Genomic DNA, 19,821 nt, shown 5'->3' with positions numbered 1-19,821 from the left:
CTAGTTTATAAGAAAAATTTAAATAATCATTTATTACGTAGTCGGGCCACTTCTTCTAACATTAAAATAAACTTTACTCGCTCTTTTTCACAACGAATTAATCTATTTACACGCATAGAACTTTGTAAGTACTTTCTAATTTTTAAGCTTAAATAAAATGAACGCTGATGCTCCTCCATTTTATATACTTCATTAAACCAAGAATAGCCTTTTAATTTTTCTATATTCTTTTCTATCTTTTCTGTATTTAAGCCTTTACCACCACTAAAATCAAAGAAATTCACACCTGATATAATACTTGAAATTATAGTAAGCAAAATTCCTAATAATGCTACTATCCCTCTGCCGAACTTATTCAAAATAATCCTCCTTTATACAAGGTTAGGCCTATATTAGCATATTTCAGTCCCTACCCTCGTTGGATATCGGGATATAGTGGAAATCCATCTGATGGATTGCAGTTACTTCGAGTTATTAGAGAGTAGATAATAAAGAAACACTCAGTTCAAATAGTGACTGAGTGTTTTGGCATGTGATCAATTCAATTAATATTTTTCCCCTTACGCGAACCGGAATCCTTTACAATGTTCCATTCTTAATCCGCTTCACAATACTGAATGTCGTATAGAGTGAAATCGGGCCTAATACCGCCGCAATGATCAGCCACGTCGTTAAGCCGTCTGTCGCTTTCAGCATTTCCAAGTTTGTTCGTATGTACACAACGACCCCAAATAACAGAATATAGCTCATGACATTTGGAAAAATAACTAGCAATCGTAATACTTTTGGTGAAATTGTCGGTTGCTGCATCATTCATCCCCCTTTTCTCCATTATAGCGGAAACTTTCTGTTATTGGACAAAATTCTCTTAAAAAAGTAAAGAAGCATATAGTAAACATTCACCACGTTTACTATACACCTCGATTAAATTCATCTATTCAATTTCCAGCAGTTCGTTTTTTCGCCACTCATATTGGCTGAAATCATTTGCTAAATAACTGTTTTCGAAGATCGCTTTTGCTTCTTCCAAAAACGGAATCAGATCATGCTTCAAAAAACGGGCGCTTATATGATTCAACAGCAAATGTCTCGCTTGTGCCTCTTTTGCAATTTTAGCTGCTTCTGTATTTGTCGCATGTCCATACTTGCCCGCAAGTTCAATTGTGGAATGGTCAAAGGTTGCTTCATGTACGACAACATCTGCATTTTGTGCTAAACGGATACTGTTCTCGCAATACTTTGTATCCCCTAAAATTGCAACAGTGAACCCTGGCTGTGGTGGTGACGTTACATCGCTGCTTTCCACAACTGTTCCATCTTCCAATTTTACAGAATGACCTGCTTTTAACTGCCCTAATAATGGACCTTTTGGTACACCTAATGCTAAAGCCTTGTCAATCAGCAGCTCGCCCTGCATCGGCTTTTGTTCAATCCGGTAGCCGAAGCATGGTACAACGTGTTGAAGCGACAGTGCACGTACCGTAAACTTCTCATCTTCAAATACGATGCCATCTTTTACTTCGACAAATTCAATCGGATATGTTAAATGGGTTTTAGATAATTGTAATGTTTGTTCAATCCATTGTTGTAATCCCGCCGGCCCGTAAATTGTAAGTATGTCCTCCCCGCCTAAAAAGGAACGGGAACTTAAAAAGCCGGGCAGCCCGAAAATATGGTCGCCGTGTAAATGTGTAATAAAGATTTTATCGATTTTGCGCGGTTTAACCGTTGTATGCAAAATTTGGTGCTGTGTCGCTTCCCCGCAGTCAAACAGCCAAATAGAGCCCCGTTCTTCCAGCAGTTTGAATGCGATCGAACTCGTATTGCGTTCTTTTGACGGCATCCCTGCACCAGTGCCTAAAAATTGGATTTGCATGTCATTTCCTCCTAACACGAGTTTAGTTTGCCTCATGTAGAAGCTTTTTACTATCGTTGTATTTATTATAGGTTGCAAATAAGTATATGCAAAGAAAAAAAGGGGCGGCAAAAGAAATGATCATATGGAATGATAAAAATTCCCCTCTTCAACACTTGATTAGCAGAAAAAATTAAGGTCGGCTTTCCTTAATCCTTATTAAAAACCTCCACCTTGGCTAAACTGACTATTCAACTAATCCTTCCTAATCATTAAACATATAGTAATGAAACAAACGATTGGAGTTGAAAAAATGAGCCTAATTTTATGGATGACGGTGATATCCGGAACCTTAATTGCCGTCTTTGCGGATAATAAAAAATGTAAAAAGAAAATCACTTAAGTACAAGAGACCCTTTCCTGAAACCGGAAAGGGTCTTTTATGCATGAACAATCTTTAATTAAAATGTGCGCTCATACCAAGCCTTCGCTTTTTGTACTTCATTCATCGTAAGCTGGTGACCGTTTGATTCCCATTCCAATGTCACGTTCGCGCCTGCATCCGTTAAATAACGCTCCAGATCGATTGCTTCTTGCTGCGGGCAAATCGGGTCATTCACTCCTGCTGCGATAAATACATGTGTGCCGTCCTGTTTCGCAACCGTTGCTTCATGATTCGGAACCATTGGATGATGCAGAACCGCACCTTTTAATGCATTTTCATATTCAAACAACAGGTTTGCTGCGATATTGGCACCGTTAGAATAACCGATTGCAATAATGTTTTGACGGTCAAAGCCGTATTCACTTGCTTTCTCGCCGATAAATTCATACAGCTCCTTCGTACGGAAGGCCAAATCTTCCATATCAAACACACCTTCAGCTAAACGTCGGAAAAATCGCGGCATCCCGTGTTCCAATATATTGCCTCGTACACTTAAAACCGATGCTTCCGGATCAATGATTTCTGCCAGTGCAAGCAGGCTGTTCTCATCTCCGCCTGTCCCGTGAAGCAGTAAAAATACCGGCTTGTCTTCTTTCCCTTTGTTGAAAATATAGTTCATCGGACATTCTCCATTCTCATTTTGATAGACGAATTACTCGTATTCCTTCTCGATTGTTTTTGTTGAGCGTACTGTATCAATCGGACGCACAACACTTTCAATATAGTCGCGTTTGCTCTCCAGGAATGGCGGCAATGAAAGAATTTCCCCTACTGTTTCATATGGCTCATCGCCCATGAATCCTGGTCCATCTGTTGCCCATTCAAATAAAATGCCTGGTGCTACACGTGCATAAAGCGATTCAAAGAAGAAGCGGTCCACATAGCCTGAAGTACCGAACCCGAAGCTTTCAAGACGGCCGATCCATTCACGTAATACGGCTGTATCTTCTACTCGGAACGCGGCATGATGAACTGTACCGAAACCTTGACGGCCAGGCTGTAATACTGTATTGTGCTCGACAATAACCGATGCCCCGTTACCGCCTTCACCTACTTCAAATAAGTGCAGTGAATCTTCTTTACCTGTTTCACGCATTACTAATACCTTCTCAAGAACTTCTTTGAAATAATCAAAGTTCGAAACGCGTACATGAATCGGACCTAAGCCTGTAATCGCAAACTCCAATGGAATCGGACCTTTTTGCCAAGGTGTACCTGATGCAATGCCTTCATTGTTTTCATCTGAGATGAGCATGTATTGCTGGTCATCGAAATCGATGAATGATAATGTTTGCTTGCCGAATAATGGTGTGATGCCTTCATGCTGTACTTTCAGACGGTCAAAACGTTTTACCCAATAATCCAGTGCCGCATCATTTGGCACACGGAAAGCTGTTTTGTAAATTTCATCCGTCCCGTGACGTCCTTTCGGGATGCCCGGAAAATCAAAGAATGTCATATCTGTTCCTGCAGACCCTTTATCATCCGCGAAAAACAGGTGGTATGTTTGAATATCATCCTGGTTGACTGTTTTTTTCACTAAACGCATTCCTAATACATATGTGAAAAATTCATAGTTTTTTTCTGCACTGCTTGTAATCGCTGTTACGTGGTGAATTCCTTTAATATGGTTCATCTGTATAGCCTCCATTTTCTCGATATCGAGATATTAGTTTAAGAAAAATGCACCGAACCCGATGCTTGTAATCAATCTAAAATTTGTTCGCATGGTGTCCTACACGCTTTAAATAGTCTGTTAAGTTTTGCAGCTCTTCATCCGATAACACATCAAAAATCGATGCAATCTTCTCTTCATGTGAAGGGAAAATCGATTCAATCATCTGTTTTCCTTCATCCGTTAACGATACAAATGTAACACGGCGGTCTGTCGGACAGGCAACACGTGTAACGAGATTTTTCTTCTCCAGTTTATCGACGACATACGTAATGCTGCTGCTAGCGATCAATACTTTTTTACCGATGATTTGGATAGGCTGATCTCCTTTATGATAAAGCAATTCCATTACGGCAAATTCCGTTAAATTCAGATCATGCTGCTGGATATCTTTTTTCGTCGCTTCTTGGATAGAAGTTTGAGCCCGATGTAAAACAGTAAATGCTTTTAATTGCTTGTCATATTTACTCATAAAGTACCTCCTCCCTGTTATTACGAATTCATTTATCTTTAATTCGAGATAAATATACCATGTATAAAATACAGTGTCAAATAAAAAACGTTCCAATCCAGGTATTCACTGAATTGAAACGTTACTTCTATTCACATATTAAAACTTGGCGTTCGAATTTCCCTTTTTTCAATACGGCTCGATCGATAATCGTTAAACCGGCTTCGTGGATTTTATCGTCCATCGATTCGATTGTCACAATAATGACCCGCTTTGCAATCCGACGGGCATTTGTAATGATGCTTTGCTGCAGCTCACCCGTAATATGCGTAAATAAATTGTACGGCATATCAATAATTGCGACGTCATATCCTTCATTCGCCTCTTCAATTGGACCGATTTCCACATTCGGTTCATATCCGAAATGGCGGAGATTAATTTGGGACCCCCAAACAACACGTTTATTGATGTCGCGTCCTTCAATCGCAATGCCCATACTCATCGCTTCCACAAGCACCGTACCGATACCGCAGCAAGGATCAATCACCTTTAGTCCGTCCGGAAACGGTACCGCGATATTGACGATCGCACGCGCATCCCTTGTACTCAGTGCTGTTGAATACATTTCAGGCTTCTGCATATGCTTCAGCCAAACCGCTTCACCGTATGTAAGCTTGCCTAAATAAAAGCGCTCCTCATGGCAGACAAGTCCCAATACTACGTCCGGCTTTTCCAGATCCGGTTCGGCATTGATTGCCGAGCTGACACGAATCATATAGTCGTTTCGCATCGAGCGGTTCAGTTTTGGCTGAATTCCATCATCACTATTGTTTAAACAATGAATTTTAAACGTCTTTTGTCCAAGCTCCAGCTGTGCCGCCATTTCTATCAGCTGTTCTATTGAACTCGCTTCATAGAAAATGGCCAAACGTGAACGCATATACGGACTACGACTCGGCTCTATTCTTTCTTGACTAATTAGAACATTTCCTTCCACGTGAAAGTTAAAAAATGTGCGCATTTCCAAACGTGAAAGATCATATTCATCTCTTTGCCAAGTAAAACTATATAAATATTTTTGCGTCATTTATTTTTCGACTGTCGTTATTAATTGCGCAACAAATTGATAAAGCATTTCACAAACTTCTGTAAGAGTCATCTTCTCATGGAAGCCCTCAATGCAGTCAACCGCAATGTTCAGTTCCCAAAGTCCTTCTTGACCAGAGAACGCTGCACTGCTGCTTCCTAATGCAGATTTCACATTGTCTTTCAAATATTGACGAATTACTTCACCATGTTTCTTTTGCAGTTTTAAGCCGAATAATGCCGTATATAGATTAAATGCATCATCAAATTCAAGTGCTACCGCATCAATTCGTATATCATTAAATTGAGTACATTCCACATAAATAAATTCCCCTTGGTTGTCCTTTAAATAGTGGATCGGTGTTGATGCAAATGCGTTACTCTCCGCTGTAATTGTATCTTCTGTTTCTTTACTGCATCGTTCTAAAACTTCTAAATGTAATTGTACCATGATTATAATTCCTTTCGATTCCATATTCGCCCATAAAAAATCACCTAGTCCAGTATACATGACTATCGTTTAAAGCGCATTAGAAAGAAATTTCTTTCAAAACGAAAAAACTGTGTATTTATGAATGATGCATTTTTTCTTTATGCTGAACTTTTACAAATGCGGCACCTGATTTCATAAATGAAAAAAGAACAACGATACAGAAACTAAATAATAATGTCCCTGTAAAGACAAAGCCGGATGTTCCTACTAAATCAAGTGCGCCTAATAGTGAAGACCCTGCGACTACCCCAATGGAGAAGAACGCGTAAAAATAACCATATGCTTTGCCGCGAGTTTGTTCAGTCGTTGCATCAATTAACAGGGCATTGATAGAAGGGAATAAAAATGCAAACCCGATCCCGTAAATTGCGAGTATTGCATACAGCCAGGACATTTCTGTTGCCAGGCCAATGCCGATCTGAGCAAGTCCGAGTAATAGTACACCGACAAACAATGTCACTTGCGGATTTAAATAGTCGAAAATTTTGTTCGTCGGTAATATAAAGATTAGGACAGCGACAATTCCGAATACACTTAGTAATGTACCGGATACACGTGAGTCATACCCTAAATCCTGCACGTAAATCGGTAGTAAATACGCAAGAACACCTTGAGAAAACATAAGGAAAAATGCGCCGCCATACGCTTTTAAAATACCGCTGTTCCAATTGAACTTTTCGGTGACCTGTTTCTTATCGCGTTTCGGTAACGGTGATTTGCGTAAAAACAGGAACAAGCCTATCAATAAGACAATGCCGAACAGCGCAACAATTCCAAGCACATTCGGCACGGAAATTTTGCTTGCTAAAATTCCGCTTGAAGCCGGACCAACAATCGCCGCAATGCCGACAAACGAGCCTGTAACCGCGCTTCCACTCCCCTGTTCGTTGGATGCACGCATATTCGCAAGTAATGTAAAGGCAGCCGGAGTGATAAACCCGCTACTGAACCCATGAATACAGCGAACGATTAAAAGGACCGTCGCATTATCAACAAGCTGGTAGCATAATAACGAAATTGCAGACGTAAGCAGGCCAAATACTAAAATGTGAAATGGCCCAATTTTATCAGTAAAAATACCAGAAAAAATATTGCCGAACGTATTCATAAATGAATAAAGACCGACAACAATCCCCGCAACAAACGTTGTCGCGCCGACCGACAATGCATAAGTGCTCATTATCGGCAACTGGACGAACAGATCGAAAAAGGAAAAGAAAATGATGGCATAAACGAGCCATTGTTTCGGAAACGGCTTTGTATGTAATGTCGGTTGCATTTTTTTCAGTTGATAGTCGAATAGAAAATTGCCGAATGGGATAAATGCGACTAACACACTTAAAAATGACCAGCCGATATGCCATTGAATGCGCAGTTGCACAATGACGATTGCGAGAAAATAAGCTATAAAAATACCGCCGTGTACACTTCCGTTTACCGTCACAAATTGCGGTAAATCCGCGAAATACTTAAGCGGCATGGAAATAAGTAGTAATGTAATGAGCGAAATCCCATCGAGTAAGCCCATTATTCGTAAAAATCGGATCGGATGAATACGCATAGTGTCCTCCTGAAGCATAATATCAATCCTATTATAACATGGGTCTTTCGTAGTTACCTAACTAAATGAAAATTATTCTCACAATACTATGTATGCGTTTGTGAGAATTTAATAAAAGAGGGTGGGACATAACCCAAAAATGGCATTTTTTTGCTGAGCGTAAAAATTGATTTCCATTTCGGGACGCTTTCCGCGGGCGTGGCCTGAGCCTGTAGTCTCAGGCGTCACGCTATTCCCGCAGGAGTCGCCCTCCATTCCAATCAATTTTATAAAATATCCGTTTCTTAATAAGGTTTTTCTCCTTAGCTTATGAAATTTCTACTTCTGTCCCAGCCCCTTTCTCTGCGCGTGAAACGCTGGGTTACTGGCCTACGTCTAATGACGATCTGAAAGGTCTGCCAACCGCACTATGTTTCCATAAACATTGCAAGCTGTATTAAAGTTTATCTTTAATACAGCTTGCGTTTAATTCGTATGATCTTCCAGAAAATCCTTGCTGAAGCTTGTTTTCGATGCGTAACTTCTTGATTTCACCCGGACACCACGTTTAATGGCCCCTTTTCCGAATTTCTTCTCAATATTATCGACCAGTTCCAAAATAGGCTCGTCTTTAATATGCTGTTCAAAATTAAACAGACTGAGCTGTTGGGTCAATTCGGATTGATCGACAACATTTGAAACGGTAATGCCGATAAGTCGGACAGGTGTCTCATCCCAGTTTTCGGTAAACAGCTTCCAGGCGATTTCAAATATTTCATCGGCCTGACTGACTGCATTCCGCAATGTTTTACTGCGTGAAGCATTTTGCCAGTCAAAATTGCGGATTTGAATGGTCACCGTTGTCCCGGCCAAATACTTCACTTTCAGACGTTCAGCGACACTTCTGCTCAGCTTTTCGAACGTTTCTTTCAAAATATAATATTCCGTCTCATCCCTTGGAAGCGTCGTCGAATTCCCGACGCTTTTCGTATCAAATATCGCATTGGGATCAACCGGACGCGAATCAATGCCGTTTGCACGTTTAATCAGGCGAGCCCCGTTTTTTCCTAAATTCCGGATTAACAGCCGTTCATCCGCTTGTGCCAAATCACCAATCGTAAAAATTTGGAGTCCATTCAGCTTCTTCGCTGTTTTTTCCCCTACACCATGCATTGTCACGACTTCCTGTGGCCACAAAAGCTCCGGTAGCTCGCGAATTCTGAGGATAGTGATTCCGAGCGGCTTTTTCATGTTCGATGCCGTTTTTGCTAGGAACTTGTTAGGGGCAATACCAATGGAGCATGGTAGATCGAGCTCATGTAAAATGCGCTCCTGAATCTCTTCGGCCAACTGGAGCGGATGCTGTGATTTGGAGCGTTCCGTTACATCCAAATAGCCTTCATCAATCGATACAGGCTCCACTAAATCGGTATAGCTTCGTAATATTGAAAAAATCGCTGCACTTGCTGCCCGGTATTTTGGAAAATCGGGAGGTAATAACAGGAGTTCCGGACATTTGCGCTTTGCTTCCCCGACATTCATCGTTGTATAAATCCCTTTTGCACGGGCCTCATAAGAGCTTGTCACAATAATGCCGCGCCGTTCCTTTACATTCCCCGCTACGGCAATCGGTTTCCCTTTCAGACTCGGATTATGCGACTGTTCAACAGATGCATAAAAACTGTTCATATCCAAATGAAATATGATTCTCGCTGCCATTTCCCCCACCTCCTTTACCTAGCAGATCCTTTATTGATCTTTCACAAATTTTAATAAAAGTGTTGAAAGTTCTTCTGGCGGATAGGGCTTTGTAAAATACTCTTCAACATTGTATTTATCCATGTTGACGCTTGATTTGTCCAATGCTGAAGAAATAATAATTGGGATTTCCTTTGTATTTTTATGATTTCTTAAAGCTTCGACCAAATCCCATCCATCCATATTTTCTCCCATAATTAAATCGATGACAATACCTACTAATGGAATTTGAATGGCATCATCATAGGCACGTTTCAGGTCATCATGATAAATGATGGTAAAACCTTTGCTTTTCAGTTCTTCCGAAAGTAATAACGCTAAACTCAAATCATCTTCAACAATCATTACCGTACGATTTGATATCGTTTTTTCTTCAGTCAGCTCATTTCGGTTTTCTACTATTTCTTGGTCATACAATGGCAATGTGAAGAAAATAGTCGTCCCTATTCCTTCCTCCGATTCAAGCCAAATGTCCCCTTTATGCTTGGATATAATTTCTTTACTTAACGCAAGTCCTAAACCGGTCCCGCCGATTTTGCGTCGGGAACTGTTGTCCACGCGCTTAAACTTTTGGAATAATGACGGAATTGCACTTTCAGGAATTCCAATTCCGCTATCTTGAATGGAAACTTGCACCGTCTCATTTATATTTTGCATGCGTATTATTATTTCGCCGCCATTAGGGGAGAATTTTATCGCATTGCCGATTAAATTGAACAATAGCTGGATGATACGCTCTTCATCTACATTAACAATTGCATTTGTCGATTCATCTACAAAATGGATATTATGCTGCGGATCAATCTGGAAGTTTTTTAGCACATCCTCGATTAAGGCAGTTAATGAAATCTTATTCATTGAATACACTTGTTGACCAGATTCGATTCGTTGGATATCTAAAAAATCATTAATTAAGTTTGTTAGTCGCTTTGCTTCTTTATGAATCGTTTCTATATATTTTTTCTGACGTTCCGGCTTTATTTCTTTTGCCAAAAGCAGTTCTGTAAATCCTAACACACTTGAGAGCGGCGTACGTAATTCATGGCTTACCGTACTTACAAGCTCGGACTTCATCATATCCACTTCATATTCGCTCGTAATATCGCGATGAACAAACATCGTTCCTACTTTTTCATCACCTTCAAATACACTTGTTGCATAAACTTCCACAAAAACCGGACTGCGACCATCTTGTTGAATGGAATAGCGCATCGTTCTCGTATTTGTAAACTCCTCAATAATCGCGATTTTCAGGAAGTAAACGAGCTCATCCGACTCTTCAGCAATTTTCTGGAAATGCTTCAGCCATAGTTGTTGTGGTACTTTATCATCGATTTCTTCAAAAGGATATCGAATTATATTAAATAATGCTTTATTAAGCAGCAGTACTTCCCCATATTTTGATACAAACTGAATTCCTTCATTGGTAGTATCGATGATGGTCTGATTCAGTTTTCTTGAACGTTCCACTTCTTCATACATTAATATTCGTTCGAACGCAATGGAAGCTTGATTCATATGTCCATTGATGTCGGTTAACTCCTTGCTCGAGAAACTCCGCCCTTCTCTTGTAGCCATTAAAATAGCGACAAGTTTCTTCTCGGAATTCAGAATACAAGTGTACAAGTCATAGTCATTATACGTTGTATTGGCGATATTGTTTGCCGATTTTACCTCACGACAAATGACGAATGTCTTTTCTTCCTCGAGTCGTGCAATCTTGTCAATTTCCAAATGTTTAATTAAGCGTTCCGTAGTTTCTTTCGCCAATCCTTTTGATACAAATTCACCGCTGTCGATTAAATACATCAAGCTCGAATCGAATTCATAAATACTACGTAAATAGTTGTGTAGATCCTCTATCAGCTTCTCTTTATCCAACGTAAAAGTCAGTACATGATTCAGTTCATTATACTGCTGTAAATGGCTTAAGGATTGCTGTAATTGTTCCTGATTGCCTTGAAGTTCATCCTGCTGTGCCATCAACTCTTCATTTTGCGTTGTCAGCACTTCTTCCTTCTCTTGAATCGAACGGGTCATATTATAGAAGGAAGTAGCCAATACCCCGAGCTCATCTTCTTTATTTTTTAATGGCGTAATGTCAACATAGTCCCCAGTTGCAAAAGCATCCGTTGCGGTCGTCAATTTTTCGATTGGAGAAATCAGATTTTGGATAACCCGTTTCAAAATAATTCCAATGATTATAAATACGATAATAAACAGAAAAATACAAAGAACGGTTAAAAACTTAATTTGATCAAGCGTCCGGTTAAAATGATCGTTTACAACCATATCCGTTTCTGTCGTATAACTTTTTGTATATGCAATAAAACTGTTTACTGATTCATTCGCACCGCTATTTGATAATTCACGCAGCGCTTCATAATTATCTGCTTCCACATAGGAAACGGCTTTCGGCAATATTTCATTCCGATAAGTGACAATAAATTGATTTAACTCTTCATAAAGAAGGTTTTCCTCGCTAGATAGGGGCATTTCACCAAATTTTTGCAGCTCCATCTCAAATACAGACATTTGATCATATAAAATGTTCAGTTCATTTTTGTCTTTAAATGCATAATAGCCTCTTGCACGGAAAAATATATCATTGAAGCTTTCATTCATTTTCCGAACGAGCTGCTCTTTCTCGCTAATCGCTTCCCGCTCGCTGATTAGCCGCTCATTTGTAACGTTCGTATAAATGAAAAATGCCCCTACAATAATGGTAAATAAAATGATTATGGACCAAAGCATACGGACAAATTGATTACGTATGTTTTTCTTAAATGTCGGAATCGGTCTTGGCATTTATGAGCTCCTCTACAAATGAAATCAGCTTTATCGGGCTGAATGGCTTGGAAATGAAATATTGTGCGCCTTTATCCAATGCCAGCTGGCGGTCGGATTCCTGTGATTTTGCTGTCAGCATAACGATTGTTGTATTCGCCTTATACTCATCCGAAAGCTTTTCTATTACTTCCAATCCGGTAAAGTGAGGCATCATATAATCCAGGATAATGAGATCATAGTTATTTTCCTTCATTTTTTCCAAAGCTTCTAAGCCATTTTCAGCTTCATCAATCGTAAAATCAAAACTTTCCAATGTATCGCAAATAAGCATTCTTAAAATTTCTTCATCATCTACTACTAAAATTTTATTCATCGTTGAATTCCTTTCTTTTACCGAGCTTTTAAAAATAATTGGTTGGCTAATTGAAGCATTCGGTTTGTTACATCCGCGATATTAAATGGCTTTACGATGAAATCATCCGCCCCGTTTGCAAGAGCTTCCAATACATATTCCTCGTCATTGCGGCCTGTCAGCATCGAAACGATGACGTCGTTTGAAGAATACTCTTCGCGGATTTTTTTCAATACATTCATCCCATCCATTTGCGGCATCATGCCATCTAGTAAAATAATATATTTTGTATTTTTCTCATACCAATTCGACTCCAAAAATTTCACGCCATTTTCAAAGGCAGCAACTTCCATCGTAAATTCTTCCGGTACTTGCAGTTTATTAAAATAGTTCGTTACTAAGTTTCGAATTATCGCTACATCATCAATAACAATAAGCTTCAATTTCTGCTTCTTGCTGATTTGCTCTTCTTTTGTAAATAGAACCGTTTGATTTCTTCCGGATGTCTTTGCTTTATACAATGCCTGATCAGCCTGTTCAACTAATGCCTTCGGGTGTTTATTTTGATGATTAATTTCCGCAATTCCTGAAGAAAACGTAATATTAAACGATTGTTCATTCCCTTTAAATGGCTGTTTTCCAACAATCGTACGCAAGCGTTCCATAATACTGAAAGCTGTATTTTTTGACGTATTTGGCATAACAAGAACAAATTCTTCTCCACCAAATCGGAAAAGAATATCTTCCTCCCGTTTTGCCGACATGATCAAGTTCGAAAAGCCTTTTAATACTTCATCACCAACGATATGGCCATATGTATCATTTATATTCTTAAAGAAATCGATGTCAGCAATCGCAATCGAAAATTGTTCACCTCTTTTTTCAAATTGCTCCATTAGAAATTCCAGCTGGGTATTCATATATTTCCGGTTATAAAGTTGTGTCAGTTCGTCTGTCATAATCGAAAGTTCAAGCGCCTGCTTAAAAACTAGACGGTTTCTTACATATGAAATTAAAATATCAGCATCCAGTGGTTTCTTTATAAAATCAAGCGCACCTAGATCATATGCCTTTGCACGGTTTTCTTTACTATCATCGACGCTCATTATTGTAACAAACATATGATTGGACTTGATTTTATTAATATTCTCCAGTATGGAAAAGCCGTTTATATCCGGTAATTTGATATCTAAAAATACGAGGGCCGGATTCAGCTCATAAATCAGCTCTAAACCCCGTTTCCCATTATGGGCAACAATGACCATAAAACCTTTTGATTCTAAAATATTCTTAATATATGAGGCAAACACAATATCATCGTCAATTACTAGTATAAAGTTATTTTGTTTTGACCTTTTTATAAAAGGTAGATCATTTTCTTCAGTCTGACCGCGCTTCACATTTTTTTCAAAAAAGCTTACGGTTTCTTCAATTTGAAATAAAAATGCTTTCCAGTTTTCTTTTTCCCAACGTTTGCTGCTTTTTTCTTCTAATTGTTCAAGCTTTGTTGCCGCAATTTCGGATAACCCTTCCATCCCAATTGAGCCAGCAGTCCCTTTTAAATTATGAAGAAATGTATAGATTTCCTTTTCTTCAACAGTATTTTGCTGTTCCCAATTTTGAATTGTTTCAGTAATTCGGTCACATATCATAATTTTATATTTATCGTTTAACACCAATTCATCCCCTAAAATCAAATGACTTAATCTTAAGTATAAAGCCGAAACTGGAAATTGCTATATCCTTAAATGAATATTTTTTATCTTTCGTACGTTTTGATCCTAAATAAAGACACATGGATTAGGATTATGCAAATGCTTCATTGCCAGGAATGATAAAATCAAAAATTCCCCATTCCATTTATCATTACTGATAAAGGAACAGGGAATTATAAATTATTTTTTTCGCTATTCCCAAAAAAATTTCTGAACTAAGCCGTTACGTCACGCTTCATAAAGTAACCGAACGTAATCACCAGGAAGACAATCGCATACACGATATTGACAACTAACGAGAATGTAAACGTTAATCCTTCAATCATTGGCATACTTCCCGGTGCATAATATGATAAATCATTGGCAAACCAAATGTATTTCGCGAAATCATATTGGGCGATAAACATTGTCGCCGTTGAACCCATTAGTAAAATGAACAGCGATAAACTTACCGCTAACGTACTTGAACCAAATATTGTACCGATCATGAACGCAAATATAATTGTCATAATTGTAGAACCGAGTGAATAAAGCGTCGTTTCAATAAAGGTATTTTTCACCGTATCCTGCACGATTTGCCCATCAACAATCGATAACGCTATCGAACTATCTGTACCGAATAAAGCTATCCCGATAATTAATGCGACAACGATTCCAGCGGCAAAGAGTACAATACCATAAAGAATGGACGCAACAAGTTTCGAAAGTAAAATTTTCCATCTTGATACAGGTCGCGTCAGCAACATTTTAATCGTACCAGTACCGAACTCAGAAGATACGATACCTGCCGCAATCACAACTGTAAAAATACCCGTCACCATAATTGTCAATGATAATGATAAGTCCATATGTTCCGTAAATGTCATGGCATTTGCTGCTGGCAAATCATTGGCGATACGGTATTCGGCCATCGCAATTTCTTCCTTGAAATATTGCTCATCTTCCGGCGTTATATCTTCCGAAGCAAGCATTTCTTTCGGATACGCCATCATTTCTTCGTTTGCTGCTATGCGCGCCTCTTTAGTACTTGAATCCACATCATAATATTTGTTCATACCAGCCACAAATACGATTAACACGATTAAAAGCCCGCACATAATCCAAGCATTTTTTTGCGACCACATTTTGATCCATTCATTTTTAACGTATTGCATCGATAGCACCTCCACCTGTCATCTCGATAAATTGATCTTCAAGACGTTTTTGAATCGGCTGGATCGTATAAAGATCGATACCGGATTCAACGAATTTACGAACAAGCGCAGGCACTTCTTCTTTTGTCAGATTCACTACATAGCCGCCGTTTTCTTTTGTTAACGGCTCTTCGAACATTGCCTGAAGCTGGTCCGGCTGTCCGACTTCAATATAATATTGTGCTGCCGCAACATGTTGCAGTTCGCGAATATCAATCAGCTCGCCATTTTGGATAATCGCAATACGATCTACCATTAACTCGATTTCCGATAAAAGGTGGCTCGATACAACGATTGCCACATTATCCTCTTCCGCAATTTTGCGTAAGTACATACGGAATTCACGGATACCGGCCGGATCCAGACCATTCGTCGGCTCATCCAAAATCAGAAACTTTGGACGATGCAGCATCGCCTGTGCCAGTCCGAGACGTTGACGCATCCCTAACGAATACGTTTTTACTTTTTCATGAATACGATTTTGCAGACCCACTTGTGCTACGACTTCATCAATACGCTGTTTTGTTACCCCTTTATGCATACGGGCAAAGTGCTGCAAGTTTTTGTACCCTGACATATATTTGTACATTTCCGGGTTTTCAACGATTACACCGATATTACTGATCGCTTCTTCATAATTTGTCGACAGCTGTTTCCCATCGATGATTACTTCTCCTTTTGAAGGATACATTAACCCCGTCATCATACGGATCGTCGTCGTTTTACCCGCCCCGTTCGGACCTAAAAAGCCCGTTATTTGACCTGGATAAAAGTCGAGATTCAAATCTTTAATAATGTGTTTGCCTTTAATCGTTTTATTCAGATTTTTAATTTCCACAATTGGCTGTGACAATTGTCCACACCTGCTTTCTGCTTTTTCTTCTATTACAAGCATTTTTTCGTGTGCCTAAATGTTTTATGTATTGGCATTAATGACTTCACATGTAATAGATTCTAATTACTATACTTGATGAGTATGGAAAAAGTTTCATTATTTATAATTTTTCCGACAAAAAACCTCATCAGTTACTTCTGATGAGGCCAAAATCAGTTATTTATATTCTCCTACCCATTCGTCTTTTAACAAACCATACACCGCATGATCAACATAATGATTGTACAGCCACTCTGCCTGACGGATTGTCCCTTCATGCATAAAGCCTAATCGCTCCGCAATATGACGGCTTTTCGTATTGTTGACGGCTGCATGAATTTCGACTTTCCCAAGCTTATATTCATTGAAGGCGATATCAATGATGCCTTTTACAGCGCGTGTCATAATCCCTTCACCTTGGAATTCTTCATCTAAAAAATAGCCGATCTCACATTTTTTCAGAGACCAGTTAATTGTATTAATCGATACTTTCCCGACAAATTGTCCTTTATAAAAAATCGCTGTATCGAGACCTTCACGCTTTGCAAATTTTGATAAATTCATTGCGGCAAAATCGCGTGTATCTTCGACAGTTTTTGTATTATCTACCCACCCAAGCCATTCGCGTAAATAATCGCGTGAACGGTCAATGAAAGCAAAGATTTCTTCTGCATCATTTTGTGTAATCAATTTTAATTGAATTTCATTATCTACTTCGTAAAAGAACATTACTATCTCTCCAATCTAAGCTCCCATTTAAAACAATAAACCCTTTTTTATTTTCTTATCATATAGAGCTATTTCAGAATATGCAATTAAAATATCTAATCCTTTAATGATTTGTGTAAGTTTACCATTTTCACAGCGTTAATTGTGCTTTTTTTAAAGAAAATTCGCAATATTCCCGGTTCGTATTTTGGTAAACTAACTATGAGGTGTTTTTATGGAAAACAATGAACATGCTTGGGGAAAGCTATTAAAATATTATCGTCAAAAAAAGAAGCGGAAACAAGATGACGTGGCATTCGGCATCTGTACCCCTTCCTATTTAAGCCGAATTGAGAACGGACTTGTTATAGCAGAACATTCGATTTATGCGCAGCTGCTTGAAAACTTAGGCATCGATTTCAACCAGCTCGAACAACAATTGAAAAACCAAACCGCTTTTTTGGAGCAGCTATACGAAAAACTATTATTAAATGCCGAGCTAACATCCGATGAAATTAAACAATTGACCGATATCCAAAACGATGAGCAGCCTTTTGAACAGCAGCTGATGGCAAAGCTTGTGTATGCACGTTTCCTGTACTCAATAAAAGAAGATGATGAGGCAAGAACAATACTCAATGAAGTCGAGCCGCTCGTCAGCTGGAAAAAAGATCGGATCACGCAGCTATTCGTAGCGATTACGGCGTTCGGCCATCTTTCTTTTCACGAATTTGAACAGTTATCCCTTAAAGAAGCGGAAAATCAATTTGCGCAATATTTATCGAATGCCCACCCGTTTGAGCTGGCTAACTACCATTATCATATCGCTTTTGCGAATCACCGAAGCTACAAGTTGCACAAAGCGCTTGAACATATTGAACTGGCACAGCAATTTTTTATCCACCAGTATAAACCGTTGTTTCAGTTGAAACTTTACTCAATGAAAGGTGTAATTTTTAATGATTTGCACCGATTCCGTGAAGCTATTCAGGAGTTTGAAGCAGGACTTGAATTACTGTCAAATGTCCAAACCATCCAAACACCGGTGCAATGGAGCTCACTGCATAACAACATAGCCTACTGTTTTGAATGCCAGGAAAATTTCCCGGAAGCGTCCAAACATTATGAACTGGCGAATCAATACGACGAAGACTTGCATTCGGCGATCAACTGGATGCGTACGTGCTTTGTACAAAAGGATTTCGATCAGCTGGAAATACTCTTTAATCGCTATGAAGAAATTCGGTTTACTGTCCCTCATCATATTTATCAGCGGAGGTTATTGCAGTATGCGGTTGATACAGCACATACGATCCGCGGATTGAAATTACTGGAGGATGAAGCTTTTACCCATTTCGATGAACAGCAGTATTATTCGCTAATTCTGTTCTATGCTCCATTATGGGGACAGTTTTATGAGCAGCTCCACGCCTATAAACAGGCAAGTCATTGCTACAGGCAGGCATTGGAAGCGAGTGAAAAAGTTCGTCAACGAATGAGCAGCTAAGGGGTGATGAGATGAAGTTACGTAAAGAATATTTCTATTTATGGTTTGGGTTTGGCGCATCAAAATTGGGCAGCTGGATTTACTTGATCGCTCTCAATTTAACGGTTTGGCATTTGACCGAATCCCCGACTGCGGTTGCGGGTATCTATATCATTGGCCCGATTGCCCGCATTATGTGCAGTTTTTTTGCAGGCTCGATCGTAGACAGAGCCAATAAAAGAACCATCTTAATTATTTGTGATGTTTTCCGCGCAGGTCTTGTGTGTTTGATGCCGCTGCTTTCGGAAATCTGGCTTATATACAGTTTTATCTTTTTGGCAAATGTCGCCGTCTGTTTTGCCAATCCGAGCAGCACATTTATGATTACAAAACTTGTATTGCCAAATGATCGTCTTCGGTTTAATGCGATCAACAGCATGTTAGGCTCGGGAAGCTTTATGATTGGACCTGCTTTAAGCGGTGCCATTATCGCCATAAGCAGTACTGCTGCGGCAATGTGGGTGAATGGTGTCATGCTGCTGTTCAGTGCGTTCATGATGTTTTTATTGCCGAATGTTGAGCAGAAATCGGCAGGTACCGCTACTGTACTGACACCCGCTGTCATCCGTGAAGATTTTTCAATCGTCTGGACTTTCATTTCGCAACGAAAAGCGGTACTGCAGTTCTTTATTTTATATTCAACAGCTTTAATGATCTGCTATTCGCTTGATTCTCAGGAAATGTCGTTTTTGAAGGATTTTCATCAAGTAACGGATTCAGTTTACGGAATCATTGTAGGTATCACGGGAATCGGGGCCATTGTCGGCGGCTATTTGGCAGCCCGATTCGTCAATAGTCTGTCACTCGTCTCATACATTGGCATCGGGTTTACATGTACGTTACTATCCTATTTCACATTTTATTTCTCGCCTAATTTGACGATTGCGGTCGCTGCTTTCATATTGCTCGGACTGTTTATGGCATTTAGCAATGCGGGCTACGCGACCTTTTACCAGCAGACTATTCCGACCGAATTGATGGGACGGTTCGGCAGTTCGCTTGGCCTGATAGAAAGCGTAATGCAAATTACCTTAACCTTGATCATTGGATATTTGGCGGAAATCTATACAATTCAGCTGACAACTAGCCTCTTTGCCTTTATCGGCGCTGTCATCGCATGTATCGTCTATTTCCACCTGTTATACAATAAATCACTTTTTGTAAAGGAGGAGCTAACATGATTACGTATGAAACAATTTGCTACTGCTGCAAAAAACCATTTTTATTAATAGAAGGAACGGTAAAATACCGGAATTACAAACGGAATATGCAGGGGAAATTTTCCTGTGATTCATGTGACAATAAAATCTTCTCAGAAGCAAGAAGCCAATTTTTGCGGA

Annotated in this window: 18 protein-coding genes; 2 read left to right on the top strand and 16 right to left on the bottom strand. The window is 39.3% G+C overall.

Annotated elements, in window-relative coordinates; genetic code table 11:
- Positions 1 to 26: 26 nt before the first annotated feature.
- From MHH44_RS08795 to MHH44_RS08720, 16 genes are all read right to left on the bottom strand, one after another.
- The gene (locus MHH44_RS08795) at positions 27 to 359 is read right to left on the bottom strand and encodes a nitrite reductase (RefSeq protein ID WP_340798329.1); all 333 of its coding nucleotides are present in this window, start codon (positions 357 to 359) and stop codon (positions 27 to 29) included.
- Between the two features lie 220 nt (positions 360 to 579).
- Entirely contained in the window at positions 580 to 810 is a 231-nt protein-coding gene (locus MHH44_RS08790; RefSeq protein ID WP_065216177.1) for an acyl-phosphate glycerol 3-phosphate acyltransferase, read from the bottom strand.
- A 124-nt stretch (positions 811 to 934) separates the two neighbouring features.
- Positions 935 to 1,876 carry a ribonuclease Z gene (gene rnz, locus MHH44_RS08785; RefSeq protein ID WP_340798328.1) on the bottom strand — a complete coding sequence of 314 codons (942 nt, stop codon included), beginning with the start codon at positions 1,874 to 1,876 and terminating at the stop codon, positions 935 to 937.
- Between the two features lie 440 nt (positions 1,877 to 2,316).
- Positions 2,317 to 2,919: an alpha/beta hydrolase gene (locus tag MHH44_RS08780; RefSeq protein WP_340798327.1), complete on the bottom strand. Its 603-nt coding sequence runs from the start codon at positions 2,917 to 2,919 to the stop codon at positions 2,317 to 2,319.
- A 33-nt stretch (positions 2,920 to 2,952) separates the two neighbouring features.
- A complete protein-coding gene (locus MHH44_RS08775; RefSeq protein WP_340798326.1) occupies positions 2,953 to 3,936 on the bottom strand; it encodes a ring-cleaving dioxygenase in 984 nt (327 codons plus the stop codon).
- 76 nt (positions 3,937 to 4,012) lie between these two features.
- Positions 4,013 to 4,447 (bottom strand): MarR family winged helix-turn-helix transcriptional regulator, encoded by a 435-nt coding sequence (locus MHH44_RS08770; protein WP_340798325.1) that lies wholly within the window; start codon positions 4,445 to 4,447, stop codon positions 4,013 to 4,015.
- Positions 4,448 to 4,574: 127 nt separating this feature from the next.
- Positions 4,575 to 5,513 (bottom strand): TRM11 family SAM-dependent methyltransferase, encoded by a 939-nt coding sequence (locus MHH44_RS08765; RefSeq protein ID WP_339264374.1) that lies wholly within the window; start codon positions 5,511 to 5,513, stop codon positions 4,575 to 4,577.
- On the bottom strand, positions 5,514 to 5,963 hold the full coding sequence (locus MHH44_RS08760) for a hypothetical protein (protein ID WP_008407903.1): 450 nt from the start codon (positions 5,961 to 5,963) through the stop codon (positions 5,514 to 5,516).
- Positions 5,964 to 6,081: 118 nt separating this feature from the next.
- Positions 6,082 to 7,566: an MFS transporter gene (locus tag MHH44_RS08755; RefSeq protein ID WP_340798324.1), complete on the bottom strand. Its 1,485-nt coding sequence runs from the start codon at positions 7,564 to 7,566 to the stop codon at positions 6,082 to 6,084.
- A gap of 465 nt (positions 7,567 to 8,031) precedes the next feature.
- Entirely contained in the window at positions 8,032 to 9,264 is a 1,233-nt protein-coding gene (locus tag MHH44_RS08750) for a DNA polymerase IV (protein ID WP_065216183.1), read from the bottom strand.
- A gap of 30 nt (positions 9,265 to 9,294) precedes the next feature.
- On the bottom strand, positions 9,295 to 12,111 hold the full coding sequence (locus tag MHH44_RS08745; RefSeq protein ID WP_340798323.1) for an ATP-binding protein: 2,817 nt from the start codon (positions 12,109 to 12,111) through the stop codon (positions 9,295 to 9,297).
- Complete coding sequence (locus tag MHH44_RS08740) at positions 12,086 to 12,466, bottom strand: response regulator transcription factor (RefSeq protein WP_008407909.1); 381 nt, start codon at positions 12,464 to 12,466, stop codon at positions 12,086 to 12,088. Before MHH44_RS08740 ends, MHH44_RS08745 begins: the two co-directional genes overlap by 26 nt.
- Positions 12,467 to 12,483: 17 nt before the next feature.
- The gene (locus tag MHH44_RS08735) at positions 12,484 to 14,121 is read right to left on the bottom strand and encodes a diguanylate cyclase (RefSeq protein WP_340798322.1); all 1,638 of its coding nucleotides are present in this window, start codon (positions 14,119 to 14,121) and stop codon (positions 12,484 to 12,486) included.
- Positions 14,122 to 14,375: 254 nt separating this feature from the next.
- On the bottom strand, positions 14,376 to 15,314 hold the full coding sequence (locus tag MHH44_RS08730; RefSeq protein WP_340798321.1) for an ABC transporter permease: 939 nt from the start codon (positions 15,312 to 15,314) through the stop codon (positions 14,376 to 14,378).
- Complete coding sequence (locus tag MHH44_RS08725; RefSeq protein WP_008407922.1) at positions 15,301 to 16,206, bottom strand: ABC transporter ATP-binding protein; 906 nt, start codon at positions 16,204 to 16,206, stop codon at positions 15,301 to 15,303. Before MHH44_RS08725 ends, MHH44_RS08730 begins: the two co-directional genes overlap by 14 nt.
- Positions 16,207 to 16,404: 198 nt before the next feature.
- Positions 16,405 to 16,956, bottom strand: a complete 552-nt coding sequence (locus MHH44_RS08720) for a GNAT family N-acetyltransferase (protein WP_008407924.1) — start codon at positions 16,954 to 16,956, stop codon at positions 16,405 to 16,407.
- A 214-nt stretch (positions 16,957 to 17,170) separates the two neighbouring features.
- Here MHH44_RS08720 and MHH44_RS08715 point away from each other — a divergent pair, with 214 nt between their 5' ends.
- Together MHH44_RS08715 and MHH44_RS08710 are read left to right on the top strand one after the other, a co-directional pair.
- Positions 17,171 to 18,442: a helix-turn-helix domain-containing protein gene (locus MHH44_RS08715; protein WP_340798320.1), complete on the top strand. Its 1,272-nt coding sequence runs from the start codon at positions 17,171 to 17,173 to the stop codon at positions 18,440 to 18,442.
- Positions 18,443 to 18,453: 11 nt separating this feature from the next.
- Positions 18,454 to 19,662 carry an MFS transporter gene (locus MHH44_RS08710; RefSeq protein WP_340798319.1) on the top strand — a complete coding sequence of 403 codons (1,209 nt, stop codon included), beginning with the start codon at positions 18,454 to 18,456 and terminating at the stop codon, positions 19,660 to 19,662.
- Positions 19,663 to 19,821: the final 159 nt, after the last annotated feature.

It is taken from the genome of Solibacillus sp. FSL K6-1126 (assembly GCF_038003445.1).
In the GTDB taxonomy this organism is placed as follows: domain Bacteria; phylum Bacillota; class Bacilli; order Bacillales_A; family Planococcaceae; genus Solibacillus; species Solibacillus silvestris.
The sequence above is the reverse complement of the archived record's forward strand: the minus strand, read 5'-3'. Positions and strand labels throughout refer to the sequence as shown.

Coding starts and splice junctions, on each gene's coding strand:
- MHH44_RS08790 (WP_065216177.1), bottom strand. CDS start 810: ATGCAGCAACCGACAATTTCACCAAAAGTATTACGATTGCTAGTTATT.
- rnz (WP_340798328.1), bottom strand. CDS start 1,876: ATGCAAATCCAATTTTTAGGCACTGGTGCAGGGATGCCGTCAAAAGAA.
- MHH44_RS08780 (WP_340798327.1), bottom strand. CDS start 2,919: ATGAACTATATTTTCAACAAAGGGAAAGAAGACAAGCCGGTATTTTTA.
- MHH44_RS08775 (WP_340798326.1), bottom strand. CDS start 3,936: ATGAACCATATTAAAGGAATTCACCACGTAACAGCGATTACAAGCAGT.
- MHH44_RS08770 (WP_340798325.1), bottom strand. CDS start 4,447: ATGAGTAAATATGACAAGCAATTAAAAGCATTTACTGTTTTACATCGG.
- MHH44_RS08765 (WP_339264374.1), bottom strand. CDS start 5,513: ATGACGCAAAAATATTTATATAGTTTTACTTGGCAAAGAGATGAATAT.
- MHH44_RS08760 (WP_008407903.1), bottom strand. CDS start 5,963: ATGGTACAATTACATTTAGAAGTTTTAGAACGATGCAGTAAAGAAACA.
- MHH44_RS08755 (WP_340798324.1), bottom strand. CDS start 7,566: ATGCGTATTCATCCGATCCGATTTTTACGAATAATGGGCTTACTCGAT.
- MHH44_RS08750 (WP_065216183.1), bottom strand. CDS start 9,264: ATGGCAGCGAGAATCATATTTCATTTGGATATGAACAGTTTTTATGCA.
- MHH44_RS08745 (WP_340798323.1), bottom strand. CDS start 12,111: ATGCCAAGACCGATTCCGACATTTAAGAAAAACATACGTAATCAATTT.
- MHH44_RS08740 (WP_008407909.1), bottom strand. CDS start 12,466: ATGAATAAAATTTTAGTAGTAGATGATGAAGAAATTTTAAGAATGCTT.
- MHH44_RS08730 (WP_340798321.1), bottom strand. CDS start 15,314: ATGCAATACGTTAAAAATGAATGGATCAAAATGTGGTCGCAAAAAAAT.
- MHH44_RS08720 (WP_008407924.1), bottom strand. CDS start 16,956: ATGTTCTTTTACGAAGTAGATAATGAAATTCAATTAAAATTGATTACA.
- MHH44_RS08715 (WP_340798320.1), top strand. CDS start 17,171: ATGGAAAACAATGAACATGCTTGGGGAAAGCTATTAAAATATTATCGT.
- MHH44_RS08710 (WP_340798319.1), top strand. CDS start 18,454: ATGAAGTTACGTAAAGAATATTTCTATTTATGGTTTGGGTTTGGCGCA.